14 protein-coding genes are annotated in these 15,850 nt (G+C 71.1%); 13 read left to right on the forward strand and 1 reads right to left on the reverse strand.

The genetic code is table 11. The features are described from left to right. Positions 1 to 9: 9 nt before the first annotated feature. The 9 genes from M2163_RS33415 to gatB all read left to right on the forward strand — a co-directional run bounded on the left by M2163_RS33415 (position 10) and on the right by gatB (position 10,781). The gene (locus M2163_RS33415) at positions 10 to 549 is read left to right on the forward strand and encodes a TIGR00730 family Rossman fold protein (protein ID WP_280895813.1); all 540 of its coding nucleotides are present in this window, start codon (positions 10 to 12) and stop codon (positions 547 to 549) included. A 23-nt stretch (positions 550 to 572) separates the two neighbouring features. Further along, the gene (locus tag M2163_RS33420; RefSeq protein WP_280849166.1) at positions 573 to 1,262 is read left to right on the forward strand and encodes an SDR family oxidoreductase; all 690 of its coding nucleotides are present in this window, start codon (positions 573 to 575) and stop codon (positions 1,260 to 1,262) included. Positions 1,263 to 1,313: 51 nt separating this feature from the next. Further along, positions 1,314 to 2,315, forward strand: coding sequence for a methionine synthase (locus M2163_RS33425; protein ID WP_280895814.1), 1,002 nt, complete (start codon positions 1,314 to 1,316; stop codon positions 2,313 to 2,315). Between the two features lie 15 nt (positions 2,316 to 2,330). Beyond that, complete coding sequence (gene ligA / locus M2163_RS33430) at positions 2,331 to 4,523, forward strand: NAD-dependent DNA ligase LigA (protein ID WP_280895815.1); 2,193 nt, start codon at positions 2,331 to 2,333, stop codon at positions 4,521 to 4,523. Between the two features lie 273 nt (positions 4,524 to 4,796). Continuing rightward, positions 4,797 to 7,031, forward strand: coding sequence for a bifunctional diguanylate cyclase/phosphodiesterase (locus M2163_RS33435; protein ID WP_280849163.1), 2,235 nt, complete (start codon positions 4,797 to 4,799; stop codon positions 7,029 to 7,031). A gap of 187 nt (positions 7,032 to 7,218) precedes the next feature. After that, a complete protein-coding gene (gatC, locus tag M2163_RS33440; RefSeq protein ID WP_007384860.1) occupies positions 7,219 to 7,515 on the forward strand; it encodes an Asp-tRNA(Asn)/Glu-tRNA(Gln) amidotransferase subunit GatC in 297 nt (98 codons plus the stop codon). Positions 7,516 to 7,521: 6 nt separating this feature from the next. Next, entirely contained in the window at positions 7,522 to 9,015 is a 1,494-nt protein-coding gene (gene gatA, locus M2163_RS33445) for an Asp-tRNA(Asn)/Glu-tRNA(Gln) amidotransferase subunit GatA (protein ID WP_280849162.1), read from the forward strand. Next, complete coding sequence (locus tag M2163_RS33450) at positions 9,012 to 9,251, forward strand: hypothetical protein (RefSeq protein WP_123763248.1); 240 nt, start codon at positions 9,012 to 9,014, stop codon at positions 9,249 to 9,251. The genes gatA and M2163_RS33450 overlap by 4 nt, the downstream gene beginning before the upstream one ends. Positions 9,252 to 9,266: 15 nt before the next feature. Beyond that, on the forward strand, positions 9,267 to 10,781 hold the full coding sequence (gatB, locus tag M2163_RS33455) for an Asp-tRNA(Asn)/Glu-tRNA(Gln) amidotransferase subunit GatB (RefSeq protein WP_280849161.1): 1,515 nt from the start codon (positions 9,267 to 9,269) through the stop codon (positions 10,779 to 10,781). A 66-nt stretch (positions 10,782 to 10,847) separates the two neighbouring features. Here gatB and M2163_RS33460 read toward each other — a convergent pair whose 3' ends face one another. Further along, positions 10,848 to 11,666 (reverse strand): methyltransferase domain-containing protein, encoded by an 819-nt coding sequence (locus M2163_RS33460; RefSeq protein WP_280895816.1) that lies wholly within the window; start codon positions 11,664 to 11,666, stop codon positions 10,848 to 10,850. Between the two features lie 140 nt (positions 11,667 to 11,806). Between M2163_RS33460 and M2163_RS33465 the strand changes: the two genes are divergently transcribed. The 4 genes from M2163_RS33465 (at position 11,807) to M2163_RS33480 (ending at position 15,711) form a co-directional block, all read left to right on the forward strand. Continuing rightward, a complete protein-coding gene (locus M2163_RS33465) occupies positions 11,807 to 12,112 on the forward strand; it encodes a hypothetical protein (protein WP_280849159.1) in 306 nt (101 codons plus the stop codon). A 203-nt stretch (positions 12,113 to 12,315) separates the two neighbouring features. Further along, a complete protein-coding gene (locus M2163_RS33470) occupies positions 12,316 to 14,544 on the forward strand; it encodes an MMPL family transporter (RefSeq protein WP_280895817.1) in 2,229 nt (742 codons plus the stop codon). Continuing rightward, positions 14,522 to 15,097 (forward strand): GNAT family protein, encoded by a 576-nt coding sequence (locus tag M2163_RS33475; RefSeq protein WP_280849157.1) that lies wholly within the window; start codon positions 14,522 to 14,524, stop codon positions 15,095 to 15,097. The genes M2163_RS33470 and M2163_RS33475 overlap by 23 nt, the downstream gene beginning before the upstream one ends. 35 nt (positions 15,098 to 15,132) lie before the next feature. Further along, positions 15,133 to 15,711 carry a hypothetical protein gene (locus tag M2163_RS33480; protein ID WP_280895818.1) on the forward strand — a complete coding sequence of 193 codons (579 nt, stop codon included), beginning with the start codon at positions 15,133 to 15,135 and terminating at the stop codon, positions 15,709 to 15,711. Positions 15,712 to 15,850: the final 139 nt, after the last annotated feature.

Consider the following 15,850-nt stretch of genomic DNA (forward strand, 5'->3'; position numbering starts at 1 on the left):
GGTGACCTCATGCGAATCTGCGTCTTCCTCTCCGCCGCCGACCTCGACGACCGTTACACGCGCCCCGCGCGGGAGTTCGCGGAACTGCTGGGCAAGGGCGGGCACACCCTGGTGTGGGGCGGTTCGGACGTGGGCCTGATGAAGGTCGTCGCGGACGGGGTGCAGGAGGCGGGCGGTCGGCTCGCCGGGGTCTCCGTGGAGTTCCTGTCCGCCAAGGTCCGTCCGGGCGTGGACGAGATGGTGATCACGAAGGACCTCGCCGAACGCAAGAGGCTGCTCCTGGAGAAGGCCGACGCCGTGGTGATCATGGTGGGCGGCACCGGCACCCTCGACGAGGCGACCGAGATCCTGGAGCTGAAGAAGCACGGGCACACCGAGAAGCCGGTCGTGCTGCTCAACACGGCGGGTTTCTACGACGGACTGAAGGAGCAGTTCCGGCGCATGGAGGACGAGGGCTTCCTGCCCCGCCCGCTCACCGACCTGGTGTTCTTCGCGGAGGAGCCGGTGGGGGCGATGGCGTACCTGGAGGAGTCGCTCGGCACCCGGTGACGCCGTGGTGCGAGCATGGCGGCATGGCTACACATGTGATCACCGGAGCGGGCTCCGGCATCGGCGCGGCGGTGGCCCGGCGACTGCACGCGCGCGGGGACGAACTCGTGCTGCACGCGCGTGACGCGGGCCGCGCGAAGGAGCTGGCGGCGCAGTTCCCCGGCGCGCGGACCCTGGTCGGGGACCTGGCCGACCCCGACAAGCTGAGCTGGGCCTTCTCGCACCAGACGCTCCCCGACCGGGTCGACTCCCTGCTGCACGTCGCGGGCGTGGTCGACCTCGGCCCGGTCGGCGACCTGACCCCGAAGTCCTGGCGTCACCAGCTGAACGTCAACCTGATCGCCCCGGCCGAGCTGACCCGCCACTTCCTGCCCCAACTCCGGGCGGCCCGGGGCCATGTGGTCTTCGTGAACTCGGGCGCGGGCCTCACCGCCCACGCCGACTGGTCCGCGTACGCGGCCTCCAAGCACGGCCTGAAGGCCCTGGCGGACTCCCTGCGCCACGAGGAGCACGGCAACGGCGTCCGGGTCACCTCGGTCTACCCCGGCCGCACCGCCAGCCCCATGCAGGCGAAGGTCCACCAGCAGGAGGGCAAGGAGTACGACCCCGCGCGGTGGATCGACCCCGAGTCGGTCGCCACGGCGATCCTGACGGCGATCGACCTCCCGCGCGACGCGGAGATCAACGACCTGACGGTCCGCCCGGGCCGCTGACCTCCGCGGGCGGGGGCGAGAACCACCCGGTCGCCTACGTAGGCTTCCCGTGTGACCGCAGACATCCGCTTCGCCCCCGCCACCGGCATCGGCTCCCTCCCCGGCGGCGACGCCCGGGAGGCCGCCAGGACCGCCACCGGCTCCTTCGAGGACTTCCCCTTCCTGCCCGAGCTGCCCGCCCGCGGCCCCGGCGCCGACATGATCGGCCGTACCGCCGGAATGCTCGTCGAGCTGTACGCGCGCGTGGAGCCCAGCGGGTGGCGGATCGGGGACCGGCCGGGACGCGACACCAAGCGGGCGCGGTCCTGGCTGGGGGAGGACCTCGACGCGCTGGAGGAGTTCACCCAGGGGTACGAGGGGCAGCTGAAGGTGCAGGCCGTCGGGCCGTGGACGCTCGCCGCCGCACTGGAGCTGCGGAACGGCGAGGTCGCCCTCTCCGACCCCGGAGCGTGCCGGGACCTCACCGCCTCGCTCGCCGAGGGGCTGCGGCTGCACCTGGAGGAGGTCCGCAAGCGGATCCCCGGCGCGCAGATCGTGCTCCAGCTCGACGAGCCCTCCCTCATCGCCGTGCTGCGGGGGCAGGTGCGGTCCGCCAGCGGGTACCGGACCCACCGGGCCGTGGACCGGCAGGTCGTCGAGGCCGGACTGCGCGACGTCGTCGGGGTTCACGGGGGCGGCCCCGTCGTGGTCCACTCGTGCGCACCGGACGTCCCCTTCGCCCTGCTGCGGAGAGCGGGCGCGGCGGCGGTCTCCTTCGACTTCGCGCTCCTCACCGAGCGTGACGACGACGCGATCGGTGAGGCGGTGGAAGGGGGGACGAGGCTCTTCGCCGGTGTCGTGCCGGGCACGGACGCGGCATTGTCAGACCCTGCCGGTAGCGTCATGGGTGTCAGGACGCTGTGGCGCAGGCTGGGGCTGCATCCGGGACTGCTCGCGGAGGCGGTCACGATCACCCCGTCGTGCGGACTCGCCGGGGCCTCCCCGGAGTACGCGCGCAAGGCCCTCGCCCACTGCGTCCAGGCGGCGAGATCCCTCGCGGACAACCCAGAGTAACGGGAGGACAACACGGTGGCCGGCGACAGGCAAGCGGAGACGACGGTGCCCTCGGAGGCACGGGAGAAGCACGCGCAGCTCGCTGAGCAGATCGAGGAGCACCGCTTCCGGTACTACGTGAACGACGCGCCGGTCATCAGCGACGCCGACTTCGACAAGCTCCTGCGCTCCCTGGAGGCGCTGGAGGAGGAGTACCCCGAGCTGCGGACTCCGGACTCGCCGACCCAGAAGGTCGCGGGGGCCTACGAGACCGAGTTCACCTCCGTCCAGCACCGCTCCCGCATGCTCTCCCTGGACAACGCGTTCAGTGACGAGGAGCTCGCGGCCTGGGCGGAGCGGGTGGCCAAGGACGTCGGCACCACCGACTACCACCTGCTGTGCGAGCTCAAGGTCGACGGCCTCGCCGTCAACCTCACCTACGAGCACGGCCGCCTCACCCGCGCGGCGACCCGCGGCGACGGCCGCACCGGCGAGGACATCACCCCCAACGTCCGCACGATCGCCGAGATCCCGGACCGTCTCACCGGCGACAAGGTCCCCGACCTCGTGGAGATCCGCGGCGAGGTCTACTTCCCGATGGAGAAGTTCGAGGAGCTCAACGCCCGTCTGGTCGAGGCCGGCGACAAGCCCTTCGCCAACCCGCGCAACGCGGCGGCCGGTTCGCTGCGCCAGAAGGACCCGCGCGTCACCGCCACCCGCCCCCTTCACATGGTCGTGCACGGCATCGGTGCCCTGGAGGGCTTCGACGGCATGACCCGCCTGTCCCAGGGCTACGACCTCCTCAAGTCCTGGGGCCTGCCGACCGCCAAGCACAACAGGGTGGTCGACGGCCTCGACGGCGTGCGGGAGTTCATCGCCTACTTCGGCGAGAACCGCCACTCCGTGGAGCACGAGATCGACGGGGCGGTCGTCAAGCTCGACGAGATCCCCCTCCAGGGCCGCCTCGGCTCGACCTCCCGCGCCCCGCGCTGGGCGATCGCGTACAAGTACGCGCCCGAGGAGGTCAACACCAAACTCATCAACATCCGCGTGGGCGTGGGCCGCACGGGCCGGGTCACGCCGTACGCCCAGGTGGAGCCGGTGACGGTGGCCGGCTCGGAGGTCGAGTTCGCCACCCTGCACAACCAGGACGTCGTCAAGCTCAAGGGCGTCCTGATCGGCGACACCGTGGTGCTGCGCAAGGCCGGTGACGTCATCCCCGAGATCCTCGGCCCGGTCGTCGATCTGCGCGACGGCAGCGAGCGCGAGTTCGTGATGCCGAGCGAGTGCCCCGAGTGCGGTACGGCGCTGCGCCCCATGAAGGAGGGCGACGTCGACCTGCGCTGCCCGAATGCCCGCACCTGCCCCGCCCAGCTGCGCGAGCGCCTGTTCTACCTCGCGGGCCGCAAGTCGCTGGACATCGAGCACTTCGGGTACGTCGCCGCGGCGGCGCTCACCAAGCCGCTGGAGCCCGCGGACCCGCCGCTGGCCGACGAGGGCGACCTGTTCGACCTCACCATCGAACAACTGCTGCCCATCAAGGCGTACGTCCTGGACCAGGACAGCGGTCTGCCCAAGCGGGACCCGAAGACCGGCGAGGAGAAGGTCGTCACGGTCTTCGCCAACCAGCAGGGTGAGCCCAAGAAGAACGCCGTCGCCATGCTGGAGAACATCGCGGCCGCCAAGGAACGCCCGCTCGCCCGGGTCCTCACCGGTCTGTCGATCCGCCATGTGGGCCCGGTCGCCGCCGAGGCCCTCGCCCGCAACTTCCGCTCCATCGACCGCATCGAGCAGGCCGGCGAGGAGGAGCTGGCGGCCACCGACGGCGTCGGCTCGATCATCGCGAAGTCCCTCAAGGAGTGGTTCGCGGAGGACTGGCACCAGGAGATCCTGCGCAAGTGGAAGGCCGCGGGCGTGCGCATGGAGGAGGAGGGCTCGGGGGAGGACGAGGGTCCGCGTCCCCTGGAGGGGCTCACCGTCGTCGTCACCGGCACCCTGGAGCGCTTCACCCGCGACGGGGCCAAGGAGGCCCTGCAGTCCAGGGGGGCGAAAGTGACCGGTTCGGTTTCGAAGAAGACGTCTTTCGTCGTCGTAGGTGACAATCCGGGCTCCAAGTACGACAAGGCGATGCAGCTCAAGGTGCCCGTTCTGAACGAGGACGGCTTCGACGTCCTGCTGGAGCAGGGCCCCGAAGCGGCCGCCGATGTGGCGCTTCCCACGGAGGAGTAGCGGGGAGCCGCGGTTGAAGGCCACCCGATCGGCGCATACCAGATGCATACGGGTGGCCGGGGCGCATTCGGGCAACCGTCGGCGACCGCTGCCCGTGGAAGCCCTCTGCGGCCTACTGTTGAGATGTGCGCCTGCCGTGCCCAGCTGCGGTCGGGGCATTCCCTTGCTCCTGACGAGCAAGGGGAAGGGTTTTTCCAACGCGGCGCCGTCGAGGGTTATGTCGGGCGAAGAAGCCGCGTGGCGTGGGCACCGCCGGCTGTGAGAGGGACGGGAATGGAACCGACCGAGAGCGCTGCCCCGGACTCACGGCTGCGCCGGCTCACCGGCGCGTGGCGGACCAGCCGGTGGGCCGGGCGGCCTTCGGAGCATCCGGGCGCGGAGCGCCGTGCCGCCGGACAGTACACCGCGGCCGGTCACCCCGGTGCCGCACAGCGCACCGCCGAGCGCGCCGCCGGTGTGCCGGACCCGGGGCCCGACCGTCATCTGTCCTGGCCCGCACTGCCCACCGCGGTCGTCGCGGCGGCCGGATTCGTCCTGGGCGCGGGCTTCTACCGGGCGTTCACCGGCGGTCACGCGCTCTTCCCGTCCGGCACCGTCGGCTGGTCGCTGGCCGTGCTGACCGGTGTCATCGTCGGCCATCTGGTCGCCCTCGGCCGGGCCCGCTGGTGGGGCGGCACCGGATCGGGCGCCGCCCTGACCCTCGCCGTCCTGCTGCTGTACGGCTGGGTGCCGGCCGGCATGGTCAGCCTCACCGTCGTGCTGCTGGTCGGCATAGCCCGGCGCCACCGCTGGCGGCAGGGCATCCTGCACGGCGCGGTGGACATCCTCGGCATAGCCGCCGGCGCCGTGGTCCTCGCCGTGTTCGGCCAGTCCCCGTCCGTCGAGACCCCCTGGAACCCCGACACCTGGACCTTCTACACCGGCCCCGAGGTGATCATGGTCGCCGTGGGCTATCTCGCGGTCACCCGGGCCCTCGGCTGGTACCTGCACTCCTCCCGCCACGCCGGTCTGCCGACCGTCGCCCGCACCGCCCTGGTCAGACAGGGCCTGGTCGCGGTGGCCCTGCTCGGCATCGCCCCGCTGGTCTGCGTGGTCGCGGCCGCCAAGCCGGTGCTGCTCCCGCTGTTCGCGATCCCGCTCATCGCGCTCGACTCCACCCTGTGGATGGCCCGCGCCCGCGCCGAGGAACAACTGCGCGACCCGCTGACCGGACTGCCCAACCGGCAGTGGCTCCTGGAGCGCATCTGGTCCGCCCTGGACGACGCCGAGCGCATCGGCGCCCGGTCCGCCCTGATGCTCATCGACCTCGACCGCTTCCGCTCGGTCAACGACACCCTGGGCCACCTCGCCGGTGACCGGCTGCTCCTCCAGATCGCCGACCGGCTGCGGATCGCCCTGCCGCGCGGGGCGGAGGCGGCACGGCTCGGCGGCGACGAGTTCGCCGTCTTACTGCCGGTCGCCGACTCCACGACCTCCGCGACCCGGGTCGCCCGCAACCTGGTCGCCGCCCTCAGCTCCCCGCTCGACCTCGACGGGCTCACCCTCGTCCTGGAGGCCAGCGCCGGCGTCGCCGTCTTCCCCGACCACGCCGTGGACGCGGAAGGGCTGCTGCGGCGGGCGGACGTGGCGATGTACCAGGCCAAGCGGGACCGTACGGGAGTGGAGGTCTACGAGTCCAAGCGGGACTCCAACACCCCCGACCGCCTCGGCCTGCTCGGCGATCTGCGCCGGGCCCTGGACGCCCACGAGGTGCAGCTGCACTACCAGCCCAAGGTCCGCTTCGACGGACAGGTCGCCGGCCTGGAGGCGCTGGTGCGCTGGGTGCACCCGGAGCGCGGGAAGGTGCCGCCGGACGAGTTCATCGCCATCGCCGAGTCGTCCGGGCTGATGCCCCACCTCACCGAGTACGTCCTCGACACCGCCCTCGCCCAGGTCGCCGAGTGGCGGGCCCAGGGTCTGCACGTCCCGGTGGCGGTCAACGTCTCCCCGCGGGACGTCCACACCCCGGGCTTCGCCGGCTCGGTCGCCGCGCGTCTCGCCCGGCACGGCGTCCCGGCGGGCGCGCTCCAGCTGGAGATCACCGAGCACGTCCTGCTGGAGGACCCCTCCCGGGCCGCGGACACCCTGGCCGCGCTGACCGGGCACGGCGTGAAGATGTCCCTGGACGACTTCGGCACCGGCTACTCCTCCCTGGTCCACCTGCGCCGCCTCCCGGTCAGCGAGCTGAAGATCGACCGCTCCTTCGTCGCCAAGCTGGCCGTCGACACCGAGGACGCGGAGATCGTCCGCTGCACGGTCGACCTCGCCCACTCGCTGGGCCTCCTGGTCGTCGCCGAGGGCGTCGAGGACGACGAGACCTGGGAGCGGCTGCGCGACATGGGCTGCGACGCCGTACAGGGCTGGCTGGTCGCGGCGGCGATGCCACCGGAGGAGACGACGGCGTGGCTGCTGGCGCGGGGGTCGCGGGGCTGGCAGCGGCCGAGGGCAGCGCTGCCTGCGGCGGAGTGAGCGCCCCGCAGGGGTCCGGGGCTGTATCGACATGCGGCTCCGTCGCGGGGCGCGACCAGCCACAACGTATGCGCAGCCGCTCCACGACGGATTCCGGCACCCCCCTGCGAATCCGTTTAACAGCCAGAGGCCGCCGCCCCATAGGATTGGCCCCAAACCACACACACTCACCCCAGAGGATCGCTGCATGCCTGGCATCACGCGCGAGGAGGTCGCCCACCTCGCACGGCTGGCGCGTCTGGAGCTGAAGCCCGAAGAGCTCGAGCACTTCGCAGGACAGCTGGACGACATCATCGGCGCGGTCGCACGCGTCAGTGAGGTCGCCGACCAAGACGTACCGCCGACCTCGCACCCGCTCCCGCTGACGAACGTCATGCGGGCGGACGAGGTCCGTCCGTCGCTCACCCCCGAGCAGGCGCTCTCCGGCGCCCCGGCCCAGGAGCAGCAGCGTTTCAAGGTGCCGCAGATCCTGGGGGAGGACTAAGAAGCCATGACGGACATCATCAAGCTCACGGCCGCCGAGACCGCCGAGAAGATCGCCTCCGGCGAGCTCACCGCGGTCCAGGTCGCCGAGGCCCACCTGGCCCGTATCGAAGCCGTCGACGAGAAGGTGCACGCCTTCCTGCACGTCGACCGCGAGGGCGCGCTCGCGCAGGCCCGCGCCGTCGACGAGAAGCGGGAGAGGGGCGAGAAGCTCGGCCCGCTCGCCGGCGTCCCGCTCGCGCTGAAGGACATCTTCACCACCGAGGGCATCCCGACGACCGTCGGCTCCAAGATCCTCGAGGGCTGGATCCCGCCGTACGACGCGACCCTCACCAAGCGGCTGAAGGCCGCCGACGTCGTCATCCTCGGCAAGACCAACATGGACGAGTTCGCCATGGGGTCGTCGACGGAGAACAGCGCCTACGGGCCCACCGGCAACCCCTGGGACCTCACCCGGATCCCCGGCGGCTCCGGCGGCGGCTCCTCCGCCGCGCTGGCCGCGCACATGGCGCCCCTCGCCATCGGCACCGACACCGGCGGCTCCATCCGCCAGCCGGCCGCCGTCACCGGCACGGTCGGCGTCAAGCCGACGTACGGGGCGGTCTCCCGCTACGGCATGGTCGCCTTCTCGTCCTCCCTCGACCAGGGCGGCCCCTGCGCCCGTACGGTCCTGGACGCGGCCCTCCTCCACGAGGTCATCGCCGGGCACGACCCGATGGACTCGACCTCGATCGACGCCCCCGTCCCGCCGGTCGTCGAGGCCGCCCGCAACGGCAGCGTCGAAGGCATGCGCGTCGGTGTCGTCAAGCAGTTCCGCGGCGAGGGCTACCAGGCCGGCGTCATCCAGCGCTTCGACGAGTCCGTGGCGCTGTTGAAGGACCTCGGAGCCGAGATCGTCGAGCTGGACTGCCCGTCCTTCGACCTGGCGCTGTCCGCGTACTACCTCATCGCGCCCTCCGAGTGCTCCTCCAACCTCGCCCGCTTCGACGGCCTGCGCTACGGCCTGCGGACCGGCGACGACGGCACGCATTCCGCCGAGGAGGTCACCTCCCTCACCCGTGAGGCGGGCTTCGGCCCCGAGGTCAAGCGCCGGATCATGCTCGGCACGTACGCGCTGAGCTCCGGCTACTACGACGCGTACTACGGCAGCGCCCAGAAGGTCCGCACGCTCATCACGCGGGACTTCGAGAAGGCCTTCGAGCAGGTCGACGTGATCGTCTCCCCGACGACCCCGACCACCGCCTTCCCGATCGGCGAGCGCGCCGACGACCCGATGGCGATGTACCTGGCCGACCTGTGCACCATCCCGACCAACCTGGCGGGCAACTCGGCCATGTCGCTGCCGTGCGGTCTCGCCCCGGAGGACAACCTCCCGGTCGGTCTGCAGATCATCGCCCCGGCCCTGAAGGACGACCGTCTCTACAAGGTCGGCGCCGCCGTCGAGGCCGCCTTCGTGGAAAGGTGGGGCCACCCGCTCCTGGAGGAGGCACCGTCGCTGTGAGCAAGCTGACCAAGGCGAAGGACTTCAAGAAGTCCAAGTCCGGCACGTATCTGTCCATCGCCACCACGGCGTTCGGCGCCATCGGTGTCGCCAAGCGGCTCAGGAAGGCGCGCGCCGAGAACGACACGCTGGTCCTGATCGACGCGACCGTGGCCGCGGTCGCCGTCGTCACCGGCCTCGCCGTCCTGTACCGCGAGCTGAAGCGGCTGGGCGACGACGACGTCCTGCTGGGCTGAGAGGGAAGTTACACCGTGACCACCACGACCGACCTGGTGTCGTACGAGGACGCTCTCGCGTCGTACGACCCCGTCATGGGCCTCGAGGTCCATGTCGAACTCGGCACCAAGACCAAGATGTTCTGCGGCTGCTCGACCGAGCTCGGTCAGGACGCCAACACGCAGACCTGTCCCGTCTGCCTCGGCCTGCCCGGCGCGCTCCCGGTCGTCAACGCGACCGGCGTCGAGTCCGCGATCAAGATCGGTCTCGCGCTGAACTGCGAGATCGCCGAGTGGTGCCGCTTCGCCCGGAAGAACTACTTCTATCCGGACATGCCGAAGAACTTCCAGACCTCCCAGTACGACGAGCCGATCGCCTTCAACGGCTACCTCGACGTCCAGCTGGAGGACGGCGAGACCTTCCGTGTGGAGATCGAGCGCGCCCACATGGAGGAGGACACCGGCAAGTCGACCCACGTGGGCGGCGCGACGGGCCGTATCCACGGCGCCTCGCACTCGCTCCTGGACTACAACCGCGCCGGCATCCCGCTCATCGAGATCGTCACCAAGCCGATCGAGGGCGCGGGCGAGCGGGCTCCCGAGGTCGCGCGGGCCTACGTCCGTGAGCTGCGCGAGGTCATCAAGGCGCTCGGCGTCTCCGAGGCCCGCATGGAGATGGGCCAGATGCGCTGCGACGTGAACCTGTCGCTGCGCCCCAACGGCACCGAGAAGTTCGGCACCCGTTCGGAGACGAAGAACGTCAACTCGCTGCGGTCCGTGGAGCGCGCGGCCCGCTTCGAGATCCAGCGGCACGCGGCCGTCCTGAGCAGTGGCGGGACGATCGTCCAGGAGACCCGGCACTTCCACGAGGACACCGGGTCCACGACCTCGGGCCGTGTGAAGGAGGAGGCCGAGGACTACCGGTACTTCCCCGAGCCGGACCTCGTGCCGGTGGCCCCCTCGCGCGAGTGGGTCGAGGAGATCCGGGCGTCCCTGCCCGAGCTGCCGCTGGTGCGCCGCAACCGGCTCGTCGCCGAGTGGGGCATCACGGCCCTCGACATGCAGGCGATCCTCAACGCCGGTGCGCTGGACCTGATCGTCGCCACCATCGACGCCGGAGCCGACGCGGCCTCCGCCCGCAAGTGGTGGATGGGCGAACTCGCCCGCAGCGCCAACGAGTCCGGCAAGGCGCTCGACGAACTGGCCATCACCCCGGCTCAGGTCGCCCGGGTCACCGAGCTGGTCGCGAAGGGTGACCTGAACGACAAGCTGGCCCGCCAGGTCATCGAAGGCGTCCTCGCGGGCGAAGGCACCCCGGACGAGGTCGTCGACAAGCGCGGTCTGAAGGTCGTCTCCGACGAGGGCGCCCTCGGTGCCGCCGTCGACGAGGCCATCGCCGGCAACCCGGGCGTCGCCGACAAGATCCGCTCCGGCAAGGTCGCCGCGGCCGGCGCCCTGGTCGGCGCGGTCATGAAGGCGACCCGCGGTCAGGCCGACGCGGCCCGCGTCAAGGAACTGATCCTGGAGAAGCTGGGCGCCGGCGAGGGCTGAGCCCGCACACGCGTACGGCCCCGGAGGCGATGGCCTCCGGGGCCGTGGCGTTCTACGGCTTACGGCCTACTGCTTACGGCGTCCTACGACCCGGACGAACCCCAGCGTGCGGCCCTCGTCGACGCGCACCATCTCGCCGACCTCGCGGGCCATCGTGCGATGGAACTCCTCCGGGCTCTCCTCGGCGATCACCTCGCACCACAGCAGCCAGTCCTTCCAGCCGTCCTCCTGCCAGTCGGCGGCCTCGACCTCCACGGCTCCGGAGCGGGTCCACTGGCGGTGCCACCACTCGGCGGAGTGGAACGCCCAGTATCCGGGGTCCCAGTACGGCTTGAGGTGCTCCGGCGGTTCGACCCCCGCCGGTTCCTCCCGCAGCGCGGGCACGACCACCCCGATCCGGCCGCCCGGCTTGAGCAGCCGCGTCAGTTCGGGCAGATACAGATCATTGGTGCCGAAGTACTGGTACGCGTCGACGCTCACGATCGCGTCGAAGCTGCCCTCGGCGAACGGCAGGTCGTGCGCCTCGGCGTGCACGGGCAGCACGCGGTCGGCGAAACCGGCCTCGGTGATGCGCCGCGCGTTCTCGTCGGGCCTGACCCACAGGTCGGCCGCGGTGACCTGGACGTCGTACTCCCTGGCCAGGAAGACCGAGGTCATGGCCCGGCCGCAGCCCAGGTCCAGCACACGGGCGCAGGGGCGCAGGGTGTCCAGGCCCAGGGCGGGCGCGAGCCACTCCAGCAGCCACAGTGCGTTCGGGCCCATCTGGTTCTCGATGACCCAGCGGACGTCGTAGCTGTTGCTGCGGGGGTAGCGGGCCTGGGTCAGCAGCCGGGTGAGGTCCTCATTCGAGGTCCGCGAGGTCCTCGGGGTGATGTCGTTCGGCATCGGTGAACGGGCTCCTTGAGTCCTGAGAGACGGAAAGGGATACGGCGGAGCTCGGTCGGACGCTCAAACAACGCACCTGCTTCGGTCGGGGGCCGGACGGGCCCTGGCTCTCTCGGCGGAACAGGCTACGCTCGCCCGCCATGAACGGTCCTGCGAATTCCGAGCCATCCGACATACAGGAGGAGTACGACGGCCAGCTGCTGGACGCCCGGCGGGCCCGCTGGACGGCCTCCGGCACCGGCGCCCTGCTGACCCTCGCGGGTCTGGCCGCGGCGGCGCTGCGAGCGGCCGGCTCCGCCCCGGCGCTGGTGCCGGCGGCCTACGCGTTCGGCGCCGTGGTGTGCGCCCTCGCCGCCGTCCTGGGCTCCCGTGGACGCACCCGCAGAGCGCTGTGGCTGCTGATCGCCGGCGTCATGGTGATGGCGTTGGGCGATCAGTTCGACTGAGACGACAGAGTGGCCGTTACTGTCCTGTGATCTGCCTCCCACTCCTGTGAATAAGCGCACGATGGCGGTAAACGATCACTTTTGCCTGCAAGAGTGGTCCACGCATTGCTCATGCGTTCTTTGCGGGCTGTTCATCTCATGAAGGTCATGAACGACTGTTCCCGGTCAAAGATCCACAATTCACCACCCCTGGGAGCACGTTCGTGGCAGCCCTCGCACGCTGGTGTGTCCGACGACGCCTGGTCGTCGTCCTCCTGTGGCTCCTCGCCCTCGGCGGGGTCAGCGCGGGTGCCGCCGTCGCCGGGTCCGCCTACTCGAACGACTACGAGGTCCCCGGCACCGAGTCGGGCCGCGCCACCCAGCTGCTCCAGGACGGCTTCCCGGACCTCGGGGGCGACAGCGACACCGTCGTCTGGCACGTCACCTCGGGCTCGGTCCGGGCCGCCGACGTCGAGCAGACGATGACCACCACCCTGAACAAGATCGCGGACCTGCCCGGAGTGGCCGCCGTGGTCAGCCCCTACGACGACACGGGCGCGGGGCGGGTCAGCGCCGACGGACACACCGCGTACGCCACCGTGACCTTCGCCGACGCGGCCGAGGACATCGACGCCTCCGAGGCGAAGGCCGTCGTGGACACCGCCAAGGACGCCGAGGCGGACGGGCTCCAGGTGGAGCTGGGCGGCAGCGCCATCGCCCTCACCGAGTCCTCGGGCGGGCATACCGCCGAGGTCGTCGGTGTGCTCGTCGCCGCCCTCGTGCTGTTCCTGGCCTTCGGCTCGCTCGCCGCCTCGCTGCTGCCCATCGGCACCGCCCTGGTCGGGGTGGGCACAGCCTACGCGGGGATCGGGCTGCTCGGGCACGCCATGACCGTCGCCGACTTCGCGCCGATGCTCGGCATGCTGATCGGGCTAGGCGTCGGCATCGACTACGCGCTGTTCGTCGTCACCAGACACCGGCGCGGCCTGAAACGCGGGCTGAGCGTCACCGAGTCCGTCGTGAACGCCGTCACCACCACCGGGCGCGCGGTCGTCTTCGCGGGTGCCACGGTTTGCATCGCCCTGCTGGGCATGCTGATCCTCCGGCTCGGCTTCCTCAACGGCGTCGCCATCGCCGCCTCCCTGACCGTCGTCCTCACGGTCGCCGCGTCCGTGACGCTGCTGCCCGCCCTGCTCTCCCTCATCGGCATGCGCGCCCTGAGCCGGCGCGAGCGGCGCCGGCTCGCCGAGCACGGACCCGAGCCGGAGCTGCCGACCGGGTTCGCCCACCGCTGGTCCGCCTTCGTGGAACGGCACCCCAAGCTGCTCGGCGCCGTCGCCCTGCTGGTCATCACCGTCCTCGCCCTGCCCACCCTGGGCCTGCGGCTGGGCACCTCCGACCAGGGCAACGGCCCGAGCTCCTCGACCACCCGGCAGGCCTACGACCTCCTCGCGGACGGCTTCGGGCCCGGTGTCAACGGACCGCTGACCCTGGTGACGCCGGTCGACGGCGCCGAGGACAGACTCCTCCTCGACAACCTCGACGCCACCCTGCGCACCACCGAGGGCATCGCCTCCACCACCCCGGTGACCTACGACACCGGCGGCGACCTCGCCTACTTCACGGTCGTCCCCGACTCCGCCCCGCAGTCCCGGCAGACCAGCGACCTGGTGGACCGGCTGCGCACCGAGGTGCTGCCACGCGCCGAGACCGGCACCTCCCTCGACATCCATGTCGGCGGGATGACCGCCTCCTACGACGACTTCGCCGACGTCATCGTCGGCAAGCTGCCCCTGTTCGTCGGCGTCGTCATCTCTCTGGGCTGTCTGCTGCTCCTGCTCGCCTTCCGCTCCGTCGGCATCCCGCTGAAGGCCGCCGCGATGAACGTCGCCGCCGTCGCCGCCGCCTTCGGCGTGGTCGTGGCGATCTTCCAGTGGGGCTGGGGCAGCGAACTGCTGGGGCTGGGCCGCGCCGGACCCATCGAACCCTTCCTGCCCGTGATCATGGTCTCGGTCCTCTTCGGGCTCTCCATGGACTACCAGGTCTTCCTGGTCAGCCGGATGTACGAGGAGTGGCTGGAGACCGGGGACAACCGGCGGGCCGTCCGCGTCGGCCTCGCCGAGACCAGCCGGGTGATCAACTCCGCCGCGGTCATCATGATCTCCGTCTTCCTCGCCTTCGTGCTCAGCGGCGACCGCGTGATCGCCATGTTCGGGATAGCGCTCGCCGCCGCCGTGGCCCTCGACGCCTTCGTCCTGCGCACGCTCCTCGTCCCCGCCCTCATGCACCTCCTCGGCGGCGCCAACTGGTGGCTGCCCGGCTGGCTGGACCGCCGCATGCCCCGCATCAGCATCGAACCGCCCGAGTGCCGCGCCGCGCATGAAAGGCTGGACGAGGTCGTGGAGGAGCTGGAGAAGGAGCGGGACGGGGATGTACGCGATATCGCTGGGTGACGACGGGGCGGAACTGCGGCCCCTGGAGCCGTGGCACGCCGAGGAGTTCCTCGCGAACCTGGAGCGGGGCCGGGAGTTCATCGGGCAGTACATCCCCTTCGGGTCCCAGGCCGTCGACGTGGCCTCCGCGCGCGAGACGCTCCAGCGCTACGCCCGGATGCGCGCCGACGACACCGGCGGCTACCACGGCATCTGGCTGGACGGAAAGCTCGTCGGCGGGGTGCTCACCCTCAACTTCGACGCCGCCCAGGGCAACTGCGAGGTCGGCTGCTGGCTGGAGCCCGCCGCCACCGGACGCGGACTGATCACCCGGGCCATGCGGGTACTGATCGACTGGGTGGTCGAGGAACGCGGCATCCACCGGATCGAATGGGTCGCCGCCTCCGGGAACACGGCCAGCATCAATGTCGCCCGGCGCCTGGGAATGACCCGCGACGGAGTCCGCCGTGAGGCGCACCCCTATCGTGGCGTACGGCACGACCTCGAGGTGTGGTCGATTCTCGCCCCCGAGTGGCGTGAGGCACGCGAGCGTGCAGCCCGGAACGATCATTAAGAACCCTCTCAGACAGGATCCGTACGGTGCCCGACATGGGAACGAAGACAGCTGACGAAACCGGCGCCGAGACGGGCGCCGAGGCCACGACCGACGAGCAGAAGGTGAGCGTCGCCAAGACCGACGAGGTGACGGAGGCCGAGGCCGCCGCAGCCGACGAGATCGATGACGAGAGCGCCGACGAGCCCGTCGAGGCCGGCCAGAAGGAGGGCCCGAGCGGCGTCGGCCAGGGCGCGGGCGCCGTCGTCTCCGCCGCGCTCGGCCTGGTCTCGCTGACCGGCAGCTGGATCGGCACCGTCGCCTCCGCGCGGCAGTCGCTCATCGGTCAGCTGCACGCGCAGACCGCGACCTCCTCCGACGTGGCGAAGCTCCTCGACGAGGGCTACGGCGACGCCTGGAAGGCCACCGCGTTCTGGGGCGGCGTCTTCGCGCTGTTCGCCCTGGTCGTCGGTGTCGCCGTGCTGGCCCGGCCCGCGTTCGGCGCCCCCGGCAGGCCGCAGGCAGGGTGGATCAAGTCCGTCGCGTGGGGCGGTGTCGCGCTCGGGGTCGTCGGCCTGCTCCTGGCCGTCCTCAAGTACACCGGCGTCCTGCTGGACCTGCCCTCCGCCGGCTGAACAACCGCAGGTCACGAGGGGTCTTAGGGCATCCGTAGGTACCTTACGGAGCTCCTGAGGCCCCTCCCGCGCGTCTAAGGCCCCTCCGGCCCGCGAAGATGCGGAACTCTCCCGATGTGGCGGACCCCCCTCGGAGACG

Source organism: Streptomyces sp. SAI-135, assembly GCF_029893805.1.
Lineage (GTDB): Bacteria > Actinomycetota > Actinomycetes > Streptomycetales > Streptomycetaceae > Streptomyces.

Coding starts and splice junctions, on each gene's coding strand:
- M2163_RS33420 (WP_280849166.1), top strand. CDS start 573: ATGGCTACACATGTGATCACCGGAGCGGGCTCCGGCATCGGCGCGGCG.
- M2163_RS33460 (WP_280895816.1), bottom strand. CDS start 11,666: ATGCCGAACGACATCACCCCGAGGACCTCGCGGACCTCGAATGAGGAC.
- M2163_RS33435 (WP_280849163.1), top strand. CDS start 4,797: ATGGAACCGACCGAGAGCGCTGCCCCGGACTCACGGCTGCGCCGGCTC.
- M2163_RS33480 (WP_280895818.1), top strand. CDS start 15,133: ATGGGAACGAAGACAGCTGACGAAACCGGCGCCGAGACGGGCGCCGAG.
- gatC (WP_007384860.1), top strand. CDS start 7,219: ATGCCTGGCATCACGCGCGAGGAGGTCGCCCACCTCGCACGGCTGGCG.
- M2163_RS33465 (WP_280849159.1), top strand. CDS start 11,807: ATGAACGGTCCTGCGAATTCCGAGCCATCCGACATACAGGAGGAGTAC.
- M2163_RS33415 (WP_280895813.1), top strand. CDS start 10: ATGCGAATCTGCGTCTTCCTCTCCGCCGCCGACCTCGACGACCGTTAC.
- gatA (WP_280849162.1), top strand. CDS start 7,522: ATGACGGACATCATCAAGCTCACGGCCGCCGAGACCGCCGAGAAGATC.
- M2163_RS33475 (WP_280849157.1), top strand. CDS start 14,522: ATGTACGCGATATCGCTGGGTGACGACGGGGCGGAACTGCGGCCCCTG.